The sequence below is a fragment of the Pseudonocardia oceanicola genome, from assembly GCF_047200735.1.
Lineage (GTDB): Bacteria > Actinomycetota > Actinomycetes > Mycobacteriales > Pseudonocardiaceae > Pseudonocardia.
In genome coordinates this window covers 53,318-68,156 of the sequence record NZ_JBJZON010000002.1, presented here as the reverse complement: position 1 = coordinate 68,156, position 14,839 = coordinate 53,318, and the positions used below count along the sequence as shown (strand labels likewise).

At 72.3% G+C, this 14,839-nt stretch carries 14 protein-coding genes; 6 read left to right on the top strand and 8 right to left on the bottom strand.

Features of this window, described 5'->3' with window-relative positions; genetic code table 11:
* Window positions 1-117 precede the first annotated feature (117 nt).
* Genes mftC through mftA form a run of 3 tightly spaced genes read right to left on the bottom strand, consistent with a single transcriptional unit; the run spans window position 118 to window position 1,779 of the window.
* Window positions 118-1,356 (bottom strand): mycofactocin radical SAM maturase, encoded by a 1,239-nt coding sequence (gene mftC / locus ACL02T_RS04525; protein ID WP_412829389.1) that lies wholly within the window; start codon window positions 1,354-1,356, stop codon window positions 118-120.
* Between the two features lie 32 nt (window positions 1,357-1,388).
* Window positions 1,389-1,688 (bottom strand): mycofactocin biosynthesis chaperone MftB, encoded by a 300-nt coding sequence (gene mftB, locus ACL02T_RS04520; protein WP_412829388.1) that lies wholly within the window; start codon window positions 1,686-1,688, stop codon window positions 1,389-1,391.
* Window positions 1,678-1,779, bottom strand: coding sequence for a mycofactocin precursor MftA (gene mftA, locus ACL02T_RS04515; protein WP_037048757.1), 102 nt, complete (start codon window positions 1,777-1,779; stop codon window positions 1,678-1,680). Before mftA ends, mftB begins: the two co-directional genes overlap by 11 nt.
* Window positions 1,780-1,979: 200 nt before the next feature.
* On the opposite strand from mftA, the gene ACL02T_RS04510 reads away from it, so the two are divergent.
* From ACL02T_RS04510 to mftM, 5 genes are all read left to right on the top strand, one after another.
* Window positions 1,980-3,092, top strand: coding sequence for a GNAT family N-acetyltransferase (locus ACL02T_RS04510; RefSeq protein ID WP_412829387.1), 1,113 nt, complete (start codon window positions 1,980-1,982; stop codon window positions 3,090-3,092).
* A 219-nt stretch (window positions 3,093-3,311) separates the two neighbouring features.
* Entirely contained in the window at window positions 3,312-4,604 is a 1,293-nt protein-coding gene (gene mdo, locus ACL02T_RS04505; protein ID WP_412829386.1) for an NDMA-dependent methanol dehydrogenase, read from the top strand.
* 179 nt (window positions 4,605-4,783) lie between these two features.
* Window positions 4,784-6,004 (top strand): AAA family ATPase, encoded by a 1,221-nt coding sequence (locus ACL02T_RS04500; RefSeq protein WP_412829385.1) that lies wholly within the window; start codon window positions 4,784-4,786, stop codon window positions 6,002-6,004.
* Complete coding sequence (locus ACL02T_RS04495) at window positions 6,005-7,546, top strand: VWA domain-containing protein (protein ID WP_412829384.1); 1,542 nt, start codon at window positions 6,005-6,007, stop codon at window positions 7,544-7,546.
* Between the two features lie 369 nt (window positions 7,547-7,915).
* A complete protein-coding gene (mftM, locus tag ACL02T_RS04490; RefSeq protein ID WP_412829383.1) occupies window positions 7,916-8,614 on the top strand; it encodes a mycofactocin oligosaccharide methyltransferase MftM in 699 nt (232 codons plus the stop codon).
* Between the two features lie 212 nt (window positions 8,615-8,826).
* Here mftM and ACL02T_RS04485 read toward each other — a convergent pair whose 3' ends face one another.
* The 5 genes from ACL02T_RS04485 to thiD all read right to left on the bottom strand — a co-directional run bounded on the left by ACL02T_RS04485 (window position 8,827) and on the right by thiD (window position 14,305).
* Window positions 8,827-9,447, bottom strand: coding sequence for a hypothetical protein (locus tag ACL02T_RS04485; protein WP_412829382.1), 621 nt, complete (start codon window positions 9,445-9,447; stop codon window positions 8,827-8,829).
* A 166-nt stretch (window positions 9,448-9,613) separates the two neighbouring features.
* Window positions 9,614-10,441: an FAD binding domain-containing protein gene (locus tag ACL02T_RS04480; RefSeq protein ID WP_412829381.1), complete on the bottom strand. Its 828-nt coding sequence runs from the start codon at window positions 10,439-10,441 to the stop codon at window positions 9,614-9,616.
* Entirely contained in the window at window positions 10,438-10,986 is a 549-nt protein-coding gene (locus ACL02T_RS04475) for a (2Fe-2S)-binding protein (RefSeq protein ID WP_412829380.1), read from the bottom strand. Before ACL02T_RS04475 ends, ACL02T_RS04480 begins: the two co-directional genes overlap by 4 nt.
* A complete protein-coding gene (locus ACL02T_RS04470; RefSeq protein ID WP_412829379.1) occupies window positions 10,983-13,262 on the bottom strand; it encodes a xanthine dehydrogenase family protein molybdopterin-binding subunit in 2,280 nt (759 codons plus the stop codon). Before ACL02T_RS04470 ends, ACL02T_RS04475 begins: the two co-directional genes overlap by 4 nt.
* Before the next feature lie 182 nt (window positions 13,263-13,444).
* Window positions 13,445-14,305, bottom strand: coding sequence for a bifunctional hydroxymethylpyrimidine kinase/phosphomethylpyrimidine kinase (thiD, locus tag ACL02T_RS04465; protein ID WP_412829378.1), 861 nt, complete (start codon window positions 14,303-14,305; stop codon window positions 13,445-13,447).
* 65 nt (window positions 14,306-14,370) lie between these two features.
* Between thiD and ACL02T_RS04460 the strand changes: the two genes are divergently transcribed.
* The gene (locus ACL02T_RS04460) at window positions 14,371-14,805 is read left to right on the top strand and encodes a nitroreductase family deazaflavin-dependent oxidoreductase (protein ID WP_412829377.1); all 435 of its coding nucleotides are present in this window, start codon (window positions 14,371-14,373) and stop codon (window positions 14,803-14,805) included.
* The last annotated feature ends 34 nt before the right edge of the window (window positions 14,806-14,839 follow it).

Below are 14,839 nucleotides of genomic sequence, written 5' to 3'. Positions count from 1 at the left end.
GACCGGCACGCTCGTTCGCTTCCGAGGAACGAGGGTTCCGTCCGCGCACGTCGGTCATGGCTGGTCGCGCGGCGCCGGACCCGTCGTCCCCGGGCCCGGCGCCGGCGGTCTGTGGGGTTAGGAGCCGGCGACCGGGAGGCGCAGGCCCGAGTCGGTCTCCGACGCGCCCAACCCGGCGAGCGGACTGGTCTCGCAGGCGCGGTCCGGGCGGGCTGGGGTGGGTCGTGTCATCGAGAGCTGCAGCAGGACCGGCGCCTTCTTGCCGAGCGTCGTCCGCGAGTGGTCGACCTCGGACTTCGGGATCACGTGGTCTTCGCCGCGGGCGGCGAGGGCCTGCTCGCCGAACCCGCGCACGCACTCGGGGTCCGGCCCGTCGAGCGGGAGGCCGGTGAAGAACTTGGCCGCCATGCACCCGCCCTGGCAGGAGTCGTAGTGCATGCATCCGGAGCAGGCGCCGCCGGTCTGCGGCCGGCGCAGCTCGGTGAACAGCTCGGAGTTCTCCCAGACCTCCTGGAACCCGCCCGGGGAACGGACGTTGCCCGCGAGGAAGTTCTCGTGGATCGCGAAGGGGCAGGCGTAGACGTCGCCGACCGGGTCGATCAGGCAGACGACGCGCCCGGCGCCGCACAGGTTCAGCCCGGGCAGCGCCTCGCCGAACGCCGAGAGGTGGAAGAAGGAGTCCCCGGTGAGGACCTGGTCGCCGCGCTCGACCAGCCAGTCGTACATCTGCTTCTGCTGCGAGGGCAACGGGTGCAGCTCGTCCCAGACGTCGGCACCGCGGCCCGAGGGACGCAGCCGCGTGATCCGCAGCTGGGCGCCGTACTTGTCCGCGATGGCCTTGAACTCGTCGAGCTGGTCGACGTTCTGTCGGGTCATGACGACCGAGATCTTCGGCTGCTGGAAGCCCGCCTCGGCGAGGTTCTCCAGTGCCTTGATCGCCATGTCGTACGAGCCGGGGCCGCGGACGTAGTCGTTGACCTCGGGGGTCGCGCCGTCGAGCGAGATCTGGATGTCGACGTAGTCGGTCGCCGCCAGCTGGGCGGCCCGCTTCTTGTCGATCTTCAGGCCGTTGGTGGAGAACTTGACCCCGACGTTGTGCGCGATGGAGTAGTCGAGCAGCTCCCAGAAGTCCGGGCGCACCGTCGGCTCGCCGCCGCCGATGTTGATGTAGAAGACCTGCATCCGCTGCAGCTCGTCGATCACGGCCTTGGCCTCGGCCGTGGTCAGCTCCCGCGGGTCGCGGCGCCCGGACGAGGACAGGCAATGGGCACAGGAGAGGTTGCAGGCGTAAGTGAGCTCCCAGGTCAGACAGATCGGGGAGTTCAGGCCGTACTGGAAGTGGTCGACGAGCTTCACGGGGGCACTCCGATGGGCGCGCGGTGGTGGGGCTAGCGGGGTTCGATCGTCCCGGAGGCGGCCAGTCCGGCCAGCGCCTTCAGGTACGCGGGGCGCTGGGCCTCCTCGACGCCCGCCGCCTCGACGGCGGAGTGGACGTCCGGATGGCTCTCCAGGCCCTTGACGACCTCCACCAGCGGGAGGGTCTTCAGGAACGAGAGCTTGCGGGTGCCGAAGTGGTAGACGAGTGCGCCGAAGGGCTCCGGCCGCAGCGACACCTGAGGGCTGCAGCGGTACGGGGCGCCGGGATCGAAGTCGATCCCGGCCACACCCTCGGCGCTCTTAGTAGACACCGCACATGCCGTCGATGGAGACCTCCTCGACGAGGGTCTCCTCGACGACGGGGGCGTCCTCGACCTGCTCGGACTGCTCGATCGGGGCCATCGGGTACCTCCTGGTGCGACCTGGTGGACATCGGTGTCGGACGTGCCGGCCGGCAGGTCGGACGATATTGGCACCGGGTGCCGGAAGCAAGGGGCCCGAGGGATCCCCGTCCGTTCGGAGCGGCGGCGCGGACCGGTCCGACGATCTTCGCGCCCGCCCCGGGGAGGACGAAGACGCAGGTGGACGAGCATGCTGACGGCGTGTCCGTACCCGCGACCCTGCTGCATCTCACCACCCCTGCCGAGTGGCGCACAGCGCTGCGAGCGGGCGTCGTCACACCGCCGTCCCTCGCCGAGGTCGGCTTCGTGCACCTCTCGACGGCCGACCAGGTGGCCCTCCCGGCCGACCGGCTCTTCGCCGGGCGGCGGGACCTGCTGCTGCTCGCCGTCGACGCCGCCACGGTCGGCTGCGAGATCCGCTACGAGCCCGGCGTGCCCGGCGATCCCGGCGCCATGCGCTTCCCGCACGCCTACGGCCCCGTCCCGGTGTCGGCCGTCGTCGCGGTCTCGACCTACCGCCCCGGACCCGGCGGCACCTTCGCCGCTCCGCCCGCGCCGCCGTCCCGCACCGATCACGCCGGGCGGCTGCGCGCCTTCGCCGACTCCCTGCCGCGGCGCGTGGCGAGCTCGGAGGACGCCGTCGCCGGCGGGATCGCGGTCCTGCAGCACGACGTGCCGTGGGCGCCCGCGCTCAACCGCCTGCTGGTCGACGACGGCACCCCGGCGCAGGAGATCGCCGCAGAGGCGGACCGCGTGCTGGGCGGGGCGGGCCGCGACCACCGCTGCGTGACGATCCGGGGTGCCGATCCCGGCCCGGTCGCCCGCGAGCTCAACCGGTCCGGCTGGTGGCTCCAGCACGACGTCGTCCTGGCCCGGGCCGTCGACGCGGACCCGGGCCCGGCCGCCGACGAGGTGCCCCTCGACGCCGTCCGGGACCTCTGGACGGAGGCCTGGCGCCCCGACCTGCCCAGTGCCGACCCCCGCCGGCTCCGGCTCCCCGACCGGTACCTCGTCGAGGACCGCGGCACCGACCTGCGCGTGCTCGCCGTGCGTGAGGGCGACCTGGTCGTCGCGGCGGCCGCGCTCTACCTCGACGGCGCCACCGCGGTCCTCGAGGCGGTGGAGACCGCCGCACCCCACCGGGGCCGCGGGCACGGGAACGCGCTGGTCAGCGGCGCCCTGCGGATCGCAGAGCGGGCCGGGTGCGATCTCCTCGCCCTGCAGGCGGACGCCGGCGGCGCACCGCGCGAGTGGTACCTCCGGCGCGGCTTCGGGGAGGTCGGGGAGGCGTGGAACGCGGGCCGGACGGACTGACCTGTTGCCAGTCATGGGCAACTATTTCGGCGCCCGCACCCGTCGGCCGCAGCAGGCCCACCCCTCCGACCCGACGGTTTCCGCCCCCACCTCTTGACGGTTTGGGCCGTCGGCCTCTGTGCCCGGCGTCACGCCGGTCCTAGCGTCGGGAATCGACCCGATCGGTCGGCTCCGCAGGCTCCGCCTCCGCCGACCTCACCTGCACCAGAAAGGGCTGCCATGCAGGTCGACGAACTGCTCAAACCGTTCCCGCTCAAGGAGTTCCACCCGTTCCCCAAGGCTCTGCTGGGCCCGGGTGCGCACGAGATGATCGGGCCGGAGGCCCTGAAGCTCGGCTTCAGGAAGACGCTCGTGATGACGTCGGGCCTGCGCGGCACCAACATCGTCCACAAGATCGTCGAGTCGATGAAGTACCACGGCCTCGAGGTCGTCGTGTACGACCAGGTCGAGTCGAACCCCAAGGACTACAACGTCATGGACGCTGTGGGCCTCTACCAGCAGAACAACTGCGACTCGTTCGTCTCGATCGGCGGCGGGTCCTCGCACGACGCCTGCAAGGGCGCGCGCATCTCCGTGGCCCACGACGGCCGCAACGTCAACGAGTTCGAGGGCTTCAACAAGTCCGAGAACCCGCAGAACCCGCCGCACATCGCGGTCTCCACCACGGCCGGCACCGGCTCGGAGACCTCGTGGGCGTACGTCATCACGGACACCACGACCGACCCCGACAACCCCCACAAGTACGTCGCGTTCGACGACGCCTCGGTGACCAGCCTGGCGATCGACGACCCGGTGCTCTACTACGACTGCCCGATCGACTACACCGCGCAGTGCGGGTTCGACGTGCTCGCGCACGCCTCCGAGCCGTACGTGTCCCGGCTGAACTTCCAGCCGTCGCTGGGCAACGCCCTGCACGCGATCAAGCTGACCGCGCAGAGCCTGCGCGCGGCGGTGTGGAACGGCCAGGACCTGGCCGGTCGCGAGGGCATGATGTACGCGCAGTACATCGCCGCCCAGGCGTTCAACTCCGGTGGCCTGGGGATCATCCACTCGATCTCGCACGCGGTGTCGGCGTTCTACGACACCCACCACGGCCTCAACAACGCCATCGCGCTGCCGCGGGTGTGGGCGTTCAACATGCCGGTCGCCTACGAGCGCTTCGCGGACATCGCGGAGGCCATGGGGATCGACACCCACGGCATGACCAAGGTCCAGGCCGCGGAGGCCGCGCTGGCCGCCGCGATCCGGCTGCTGCGCGACGTGGGCATCCCGGAGCGCTTCATCGACGTCAAGGCCGACACGTACTCGAAGAACCGGCTCGGCCAGGGCCCGACCAAGTACTACGAGAACGCCAAGGAGATCAAGGGCGACGCCGCCGACGTCGACCGGATCACCAACCACGTCCTCGGCGACGCGTGCACCCCGGGCAACCCCAAGGAGTGCACCTTCGAGACCGTCCGCCCCGTGGTCGACCACTGCATCAACGGCGACCTGGACGACCTGCTCAGCTGACCCCGTGAGTGGCGACTGCTCTCCGGCGGCACTGGCCACTCACGACCGCGTCCGGCCTCGGCGGGCCCGTCACGCGCATCCGGCGCACACTGGATCCGTGGCGGGCCCGGCCGCCCGGGCGCCCCCTACGTGCGCACCACCGCGGCTCGCCGGCGAGCCGCGCGGAAGGAGTTCCGGCCTTGACCAGCCTGTCCGACGGCCTCTCCGACGGCCCGCAGACCGATCCCGACCCGCCGTTCGAGTCCGTCGACGAGGTCGTGGCCGCGCTCCACGACCAGGGCTACATCGCCGACACCCGGCTCGCCACCACGGTCTTCCTGCTCACCCGGCTGGACAAGCCGCTGCTGCTCGAGGGACCCGCGGGCGTCGGCAAGACCGAGCTGGCCAAGATGCTCGCCGCGGCGACCGGCCGCCGGCTGCTCCGCCTGCAGTGCTACGAGGGCCAGGACGAGACCAAGGCCCTCTACGAATGGGACTACGGCAAGCAGCTCATGTACACGCAGATCCTGCGCGAGAAGATCGGGCAGGTCGTCGAGGACGCCCCGGACCTGGCCACGGCCGTCGAGCGGATCGGCGAGAACGAGAGCGTGTTCTTCTCCGAGCGTTTCCTCGCGCCGCGCCCGCTGCTCGAGGCGATCCGGTCCGAGCAGCCCGTCGTGCTGCTGATCGACGAGGTCGACCGGGCCGACGAAGCGTTGGAGGCCGTGCTCCTGGAGACCCTCGGCGAGTTCCAGATCTCCGTGCCCGAGGTCGGGACCTTCACCGCGAAGCAGCGCCCGTACGTGCTGCTGACCTCGAACAACACCCGCGACCTCGCCGCGGCGCTCAAGCGCCGCTGCCTGCACCTGTTCCTCGACTACCCCTCCGCCGAGCGCGAGCTGGAGATCGTGCGGTCGAAGAAGACCGGGCTGGCGGACTCGCTCGCCGAGGAGCTGGTCAACGTGGTGCGCGGGCTGCGCGAGCTCGAGCTGCGCAAGGCGCCGAGCATCTCCGAGACGATCGACTGGGCCCGCACGCTGGCGGTCCTCGGCGTCGACGAGCTGAACTCGCAGGTCCTCTCCGACACCGTCTCCGTGGTCGTCAAGTACGACAAGGACGTCACGAAGGCCCTCGACGCCCTGCCCCGCCTCGTCGACCCGAACGCCGAGATCGAGGAGCCCGGGCACGGGCACGGGCACGGTCACGGTCACGGGCACTCGCACGACGAGGACGACGACGGGGACGTCGACGGCCGGCAGGTCCGCGCCGACCGGGACACCGCGGGCCGGCACGGCGAGGGCGTCTACGGCACGCCGAACTACGCCAAGGGGTCCGAGCGCGACGCCCCCGCCACGCCGCGGTCGGTCACGTCGGGCCAGGGTTCGCGTTCCTTCGGCCTCGGACGCAAGCGGGCGCTCTAGATGGAGGCCAGCATCCACCGGTTCGTCCGGCTGCTGCGCATCCGCGGCGTGCGGGTCTCGGTCTCCGAGGCCGTCGACGCCATGCGGTGCGCGTCGCAGCCGGGCGTGCTGGCCGACAAGGCGGTCCTCAAGGAGGCGCTGCGCGTCGCGCTGGTGAAGGACCGGCGGGACGAAGCGACGTTCGACGAGGTCTTCGACCTGTTCTTCGCGCTGGTCAAGGTGGGTGAGCCGGAGACCGGGCACGGGCACGGGCACGGCCACGGCGACCTCTCCGACGAGGGCACGCTCGACGACTTCACCTTCTCCGAGGACCCCTCGGAGACCCCGCAGCAGGGCCACGAGCACGGCAAGCCCGTCGACATCCGGGACTACTTCGACCCGGAGGACCTGGCGCAGCAGTACAACCTGCACCAGGAGGCCAACAAGATCGACCTGGCCGCGATGACCGAGGAGATCGTCTTCTCGAAGGACGACACGGCCAACCAGGTCTCGGAGGGCAACCGGGTCCAGATCGAGACCGACCGGCTCTCCGGTGCCGGGCTGCCCGGCGACATCTCGACGGCCACCGGCACCAAGGTCGACGCGGACCTCTCCGTCGCCGAGCAGGAGGCGCTGCTGGGCTGGCTGACCGCCGCGGAGGAGGACGTCGCCGCCACGGCGGGGACCGAGGACGACGCCGCGGCCCTGCGCCGCCGCCTCGCCGGTGTCCTGCAGAACCTCCCGGACGCCATCAAGGCGCACCTCGAGCGGCTGCTGGAGATCGAGCAGCGGATCATCGACGGCGGCGAGGGCGAGGGGCGGACGGCGCAGGTCGACCGGGCGTCGGAGACCGAGCGGATGCAGCTGGAGGACTCGCTGCGCCGCCTGGCGAAGACGCTGCACGGGGCGCTGACACACCGCCGCCGGGTCTCGCCGCAGGGGCGGATCGACTCGGGCCGCACGATGCGCAGGAACATGCGGTTCGACGGCATCCCGTTCACACCGGTGACGGTGCGCCGGCAGGAGGACAAGCCCCGGCTCGTCGTCCTGACCGACGTGTCGCTGTCGGTGCGGGCCACCGCCCGGTTCACCCTGCACCTGGTCCACGGCCTGCAGGACCTGTTCGGGCAGGTCCGGTCGTTCGCGTTCGTCGACGAGATCGCCGAGGTCACCGAGCTGTTCGCCGACCACCCCGTGGAGCACGCGCTCGGGCTGGTCTTCGGCGGGGACGTGGTCGACGTCGACGCCAACTCGAACTACGGACTGGCCTTCGGCCGCTTCCTCGAGGAGCACGGCTCGGCCGTGACCCGGCGTTCGACCGTGCTGGTCCTCGGCGACGGCCGGGGCAACGGCAACGACCCGAACATGGAGGCGTTCGTCGAGATCACCCGGCGCGCCCGGGAGACCATCTGGCTGACGCCCGAGCCCCGCTACTCGTGGGGTCTGGGCCGCTGCGACCTCCCGGACTACGCCGAGTACTGCGACCGGGTCCGCGTGGTCCGCGACCTCACGGGCCTCGAACAGACCACCCACGAGATGGCCGGCGAGCTCATCGGGCGGTGAAGGACCCTGTGAGTGGCGATGGTCGTCATGGCGAACCATCGCCACTCACGAGGTCAGAGGGTCGGCTGGGCCACCATCGCCGCGGCCTCCGCCCGGTCCAGCGTGCCCGGCTCGCGGCCCACGACGTGCTCGTCCCACTGCGCTCGGCCGGGACGCCGACGCCCCGCTCGACGGCCTGCGCCGCCGGGTCGAGGCGAACATCGAACGCTTCCCTCGAGCGCGCCGGCGCCGGCGCCCTCCCCGCGCACCCGCCGGACGGGCCGACCCCGCCCTGTCCGGTCGGACGGTTCGCCGTGCCGGGCCGGACGGTTCCCGCCCCACGGCGACCCCCCGCTCCCTAGCGTCGAGGGGGACGCGGAAGGGAGCGCCATGATCGGGCTCGCACGGCTGGACAACGACCTGGCCGGTTGGCTGGACCGCACGCTCGTCGTGCCCGGGGTCCTGCCGCCGGAGCGGTTCGAGGAGGCCTTCGTCGCGATCGTCACCTCGAGCGCCCCGGACCCCGAGGACGCCTGGCTGGCCTTCTACCGCAACACCCTCGACGCGCTGCGCGGTGAGCCCGAGCCGGGCGGCACGAACGCCCAACTCAAGCCGGTGCACGAACGGGCAGGGGAGCTGGCCGTCGGGAGCGTGCTGGAGCTGGGGTCCTGCTTCGGGTTCCTCGCGCTCCGGCTCGCGCAGGCCGGGCACGAGGTCACCGCGGCCGACCTCGTTCCCGGCACCGTCGGCCTGCTCGCCCGGATGGCGGCGCGGCTCGGGCTCGCGGTCGACACCCTCGTCGCCGACGCCCGCGCCGTCCCCCTGCCCGACGGCCACGCGGACACCGTGCTGGCGGTGCACCTGCTCGAGCACCTGTCGGCCGCGGAGGGCAAGGCCGTGCTGGTCGAGGCGACCCGGTTGGCCCGGCGCCGGGTCGTCGTCGCGGTACCCTTCGAGGAGCTGCCGAACGAGACGTGGGGGCACGTGACGACCTTCGACGAGGCCGCGTTGCACGAGCTCGGTGCCGCCACCGGGCTGCCGTACGAGGTCTCGGTCCACCACGGTGGATGGCTCGTCCTCGATCGGTGACGGCGCACGGCCCCGGACGGGAGCCCGAGGGAGCGCGGACGGGGGATCGCGGACGGGGATCGCGGGCGGGGGATCGCGGACGGGGCGGACGGGGGATCGCGGACGGGGATCGCGGGCGGGGGATCGCGGCGAGGCCGTGGACGCCGGCCCGGTCCCGACCCCGGGCGCGTGGCCGACCCGGGCGCCGGCGGACCGACGCCCGGACGCCGACGTCACACCAGCTCGGGCACCCGCAGGTGGGCCAGGACCAGCTCGAACTCGCGGACCTCGAGGACCTCGCCGCCGGTCTCCCGCATCGCCGACTCCCGGGTCCGGGAGGCCGTGTCACGGGCCGCCGCCATCGCCTCCCGGCTGTCGTAGGTCACCGACGAGACGCTGAGCCCCTCCGCCCGGTCCAGCAGCAGGCTCGCGCTGCAGAAGCCCTCCCACTGCTCCATCTCCGGCAGCAGCGTCGACGTGTAGAACTCGACGGCCCCGTCCATCCGCGCCGGGTCCCCCCGCACCCACGTCACCCGCACCCACGCGCCGGGCGCGGACGGGTGGTCGCGGTGCAGCACCCCGATCTCCCACTCGTCGACCTGCGCAGTGCCCTCGAGGGCGTCGACCGCACGGTCGCGCATCGGCCGGACCTCGGCGGCGGACTCCTGCATGGCCTCCCGCGAGTCCCAGGCCGTCGTCGTGATGCAGCGGCCCGACTCCGGGTCCGCGAGCATCGACATGCCGATGCATCCCGACATGTCGAGCACCGCGGGCATGATCTCGTCGCGGATCAGCGCGATGCCGCGGTCCATGCTCTCGCGGTGGGCAAGGATGGTGGTGGAGCGTGCGAACACGGCCCACCTCCTTCCGGTCGGGGCGGCACCCCGGCGGTGCCACCGGACGCCGGACAGGGTCCTCGCGCCGGGCCCCGCGCACAACGGCCCCACGGCCCCGAGAACGTCGACGTCCCGGTTCCCCGTGGACGGAGGAACCGGGACGTCGGCAGGCGCTGCGGCCGGCTCAGCCCGCGGCGGTCTGCAGGGCCCGCCGGGTCAGCACCGTCACCAGGTGGCGGCGGTACTCCGGGGTGCCGGCGTTGTCCGCCGGGGGCTCGGTGCCCTCGGCGGCGAGCGCGGCCGCCTCTTCGATGCTCTTGCCCTCGGCCAGCGCGGCCTCGGTGGCCTTCGCCCGCAGCGGGGTGGAGCCCATGTTCACCAGCCCGATCCGGCGCGCACCGTCCGGGGCGGTCACGACGGCGACGGCCACGATCGCCCAGTCGTTGCTGCGCCGGGTGAACTTCTCGTAGGCCCACCCGGTGCTGCCCGTGCGGGGCACCCGGATCTCGACGATCAGCTCGTCCGGCTCCTTCACCGAGGAGAACACGCCGGTGTAGAACTCGGTGATCGGGACCTTCCGCTCGCCCCGTGGGCTGCGCAGGACGATCGTGCCCTCGAGCGCGAGGATCGCGGCGGGCAGGTCGCCGGCCGGGTCGCCGTGGGCGAGCGCGCCGCCCAGGGTGCCGCGGTGGCGGACCTGCGGGTCGCCGACGGTCCGGGTGACGGCCGGGAGCAGCGCGCACTCCTTCGCCAGGACGTCGGAGATCACGATGTCCCGGTAGCGGGTGCCCGCGCCGACCGCGACCTCGTCGCCGTCGACCCGGATGTAGTTGAGCTCGGCGAGCCGCCCGATGTCGATGACGACCTCGGGCGCGGCCAGGCGCAGCTTCATGACCGGGAGCAGCGAGTGCCCACCGGCCAGCACCGTGGCGTCGTCGCCGTGCTCGGCGAGCAGCGCCAGCGCCGCGTCGACCGACTCCGGCCGCTGGTAGTCGAAGCCGACGGGGATCACTTGTCGCCCTCCCCGGTGGAGAAGCCCGGCGCCGTGGTGCGCTCGTCGGACACGGCCTCGGCCGCCTGCGCGGCGTCGGGGTCCTTGCCCGCCGCGACCAGCACGGCCCGGACGATGTTGTGGTAGCCGGTGCAGCGACAGAGGTTGCCCTCCAGCCCCTCCCGGACGTCCTTCTCGGTCAGGTCCGGGTTCTCGTCGATGAGGCTGACCGCGGCCATCACCATGCCCGGGGTGCAGAACCCGCACTGCAGGCCGTGCTCCTGGCGGAAGGCCTTGGTGACCGGGTGGCCCAGCTCGCCCTGCGCGGCGCCGTCGAGCCCCTCCATCGTGGTGACCGACTGCTGGTCGGCCTGGACCGCGAGGACGGTGCAGGACTTCACGGCCTCGCCGTCGACGAGGACCGTGCAGGCCCCGCACGAGGTGGTGTCGCAGCCGATGTTCGTGGCCTTGAGCCCGAGGTTCTCGCGCAGGTAGTGCGCGAGCAGCGTGCGCGGCTCGACGTCGTGGCTGGTGTGCTCACCGTTGACGGTGATCTCTACCTTCACTTGGCCGACTCCTTCTGGGCCTCGTGGATGGCGGTCCACACCCGCACCGGGGTGAGAGGCATGTCGATGTGGCGGACGCCGAGATGCGACACGGCGTCGATCACCGCGTTGTGCACCGCGGGGCAGGACCCGATGGTCCCCGCCTCGCCGACGCCCTTGTAGCCCATGGCGTTGATCGTCGTGGGGGTCTCCATGGTGACCAGGTCGAAGCTGGGCAGCTCCGCGGCCGAGGGGATGCCGTAGTCCGCGAAGGTCGCCGTGAGCGGCTGGCCCTCGGGGTCGAACACGACCTCCTCGAGCATCGCCTGCGCGATGCCCTGCGCGATGCCGCCGTGCCGCTGGCCGTCGAAGATCAGCGGGTTGAGGATCGGGCCGGCGTCGTCGAGCGCCCAGATCCGCTCGACGGTCGCCTTGCCGGACTCCACGTCGACCTCGACGACGGCGACGTGCGCGCCGAACGGGAAGGTCGGCTTCTTGGCGTCCCACTCGTGGAAGACCTTGAGCTCCTCGGTGCCGGCCAGGTCGGCCAGCGAGACGCTCTTCGCGCCCGGGGCGCCCTTGACGACGATCGACCCGGTGGCCTTGTCCAGCTCCAGGTCGTCGACGCTCGCCTCCAGCACGTCCGCGGCGCGCTGCTTGGCCAGCTCGACCAGCTCGACCGCGGCGTTGTGCACCGCGACGCCGCCGGTCTGCAGGCTCCGCGAGCCCATGGTGCCGGCGCCGGTCGGGATCAGGTCCGTGTCGCCGTGCTTCACGGTGATCTTCTCGACCGGGATGCCGAGCTCCTCGCTCGCCAGCATCGCCCACGCCGTCGCGTGGCCCTGGCCGTGCGGCGAGGTGCCGGTGAGCACGGTGACGGTGCCGTCCGCGTGCACCTGGACCGTCGCGTTCTCGACGAACGCACCCCCGCCGGTGATCTCGACGTAGGACGAGACGCCGATGCCGAGCTGCAGCGCGTCCCCGCGCTCGCGGCGGCGCGCCTGCTCGGCCCGCAGGCCCTCGTAGTCCGCCGCCTCGCAGACCAGGTCGATCGCCTTGGCGTACTCACCCGTGTCGTACTCGGCGCCGCCCTTCGTGGTGAAGGGGAACTGCTCGGGCTTGATGACGTTCTTCTTGCGGAGCTCGGCCGGGTCCATCCCGATCTCGTCCGCGAAGAGGTCCATGGCGCGCTCGATGGCCTGGGTGGCCTCGGGCCGGCCGGCGCCGCGGTAGGCGGCGGTCGACGTCGTGGTGGTCGCGACGACCTGGGCGGTCGACCAGACCTTCGGGATGTCGTAGGTGCCGGGCGCCATCATCCGCGTGAACATCGGGAGGGCGACGCCGAGGCGCGGGTAGGCGCCGGCGTCGGCCACGACGTCGAGCCGGTAGGCCTTGACGGTGCCGTCCCGGTCGCCGCCGATCGTGATGGTCTGCAGCTGGGCGCGGCCCTGCACCATCCCGGTCATGTTCTCGGAGCGGCTCTCGTTCCAGCGGACCGGCCGGCCCACCTTCTTCGACAGCCACGCGACCAGCGCGAACTCGGGGTCGGCGCCGATCTTCGCGCCGAAGCCGCCGCCGACGTCCGGCAGGATCAGCCGCAGGTCCTTGGCGTCCATGCCCAGCCAGCCGGCGACCTCGTCGCGGGCGCTCTGCGCGTTCTGCGTGGAGCAGAAGATCGTGCAGCGGCCGTCGTCGCCCCAGTAGGCGGAGGCGGCACGGGTCTCCAGCGGCGCCGCGGCGACGCGCTGGTTCACGATCTCCCGGCTGACGACGACCTCGCAGTCGGCGAAGAAGTCGTCGCCCGGCTCTTCCTTGTTCAGGTGCATCGCGGTGACGCTGTTCGTCCCCGCCTCGGGGAACAGGAGGACCTCGTCGGAGAGGGCCTCCTTCATGTCGACCACCGCGTCGAGCGGCTCGTAGTCGACGTCCACCAGGTCCGCGGCGTCCTCGCCCTGGTAGGCCTCCTCGGTGAGGACGGCCGCGACCGCCTCGCCGACGTAGCGCACCCGGTCGGTCGCCAGGAACGGCCGCAGCATCGCCTTGTTCGCCGCGGGGAACAGCAGCGCCGGGGCGATGTCGCAGTCGGCGCCGGTGAAGACCGCGACGACGCCGGGGGCGTTGCGCGCCTCCTCGACGTCGATCGAGTTGATCGTGGCGTGGGCCAGCGGGGAGCGGACCAGGGTCACGTGCAGTGCCCCGGTGAGCCGCTCATCGGTCAGGTCGTCGGTGTATGTCGCGCCCCGTGTGAGGAACACCGGGTCCTCGGTACGGACAACGCGCGTGCCCAAGATGCTCATCGGGCGCGACACTAGCCCCGCGCGCGGCTGCGTGCGACATGCCACAGGGCCCTGACCTGCAGGTTAGCGTGGCCTAAGTCGACTGCATCGCGCGCCGCATCCGCTGCAGCGGTCGATCCGGCGTGGAGCACACCGCAACTGCGGATCGCACTCGGGGCGGCCTCCTCTGACCGGACGAACGGTCACACCGATGGCGGAGCGTCCCACCAGGGGCGGATCGCCCAGAGCGGGGAGACGGGGCCGTGACCCTGGCCGAGGGGATAGGCGTGGCGCACCGCCTCGACGATGTAGCGCTTGCCGAACCGCACCGCCTCGGGCGGCGCCAGCCCGCGGGCCAGGCCGGCGGTGATCGCCGACGCCAGCGAGTCGCCGCCGCCGTGGGTGTGCCCGGTCGCGAACCGCGGGCCGGGCAGCTCGGTGAAGGTCTCGCCGTCGAAGAACAGGTCGAGGCAGCCGTCCGTGTCCTCGGCGAGGTGCCCGCCCTTGACGAGCACGGCCCGCGGGCCGAGGGCGTGCAGCTCCTTCGCCGCGGCGTACTGCGCCTCGCGGTCGTGCACGTCGATCCCGATGAGGAGGCGGACCTCGTCGAGGTTCGGGGTCACGAGGGTGGCCCGCGGGAAGAGCAGGCCGCGGAAGGCGTCGAGCGCGGAGTCGGCGAGCAGCTGGTCGCCGTGCATGGAGGCGGCCACGGGGTCGATGACCAACGGCGTCCGCCCGCCGGCGCCGATGCCGTTGTCGTCGCAGGCCGCGGCGACCGCCTCGATGATCTCGGCCCCGGCCAGCATGCCGGTCTTGGCCGCGTCGAGCCCGATGTCCGACGCCACGGTGGCGATCTGCGCGGCGACGGTCTCCGGCGGGATCGCGTGCACCCCCGTCACGCCCAGCGAGTTCTGCACGGTGACCGCGCAGACCGCGAGGCAGCCGTGCACTCCGCAGGCCGCGAAGGTCCGCAGGTCCGCGGCGATCCCGGCGCCGCCGCCGGAGTCGGTCCCGGCGATGGTCATGACGCGGGGCGGAGTGGTACCGATGGACGGTTCGGGCATGGGAGGACCGTAGTCCGCCGCCCGGACGGCGGAATGCGGCGGCGGCCGAGCCGGTTCACCGGGACATGGCGGAGGAGAAGGTGGAGCTCAGCCCCGAGGGCTGGGTGCAGGACCAGACGAAGAAGATCCTGGAGACGGGCACGACCGAGGGCATCGACGTCCTGGGCAGTCCGGTCGTGCTGCTGACGCTGCGCGGCGCGAAGTCCGGGAAGCTGCGCTACACCCCGGTGATGCGCGTGGAGCACGACGGCAGCTACGCGGTCGTGGCCTCCAAGGGCGGGGCCCCCGAGCACCCGGTCTGGTACTACAACATCAAGGCACACCCCGAGTTCCCGCTCCAGGACGGGACCGAGACGAAGACCTACGTCGCCCGCGAGGTCGACGGCGCGGAGCGAGCAGCGTGGTGGGACCGCGCGGTCGAGGCCTACCCGTCCTATGCGGAGTACCAGGAGAAGACCGACCGGCAGATCCCGGTCTTCGTGCTCGACCCCAAGCCCTGAACCGACCCGCTCGAGCGCGGCGTTCGGCCCCCGG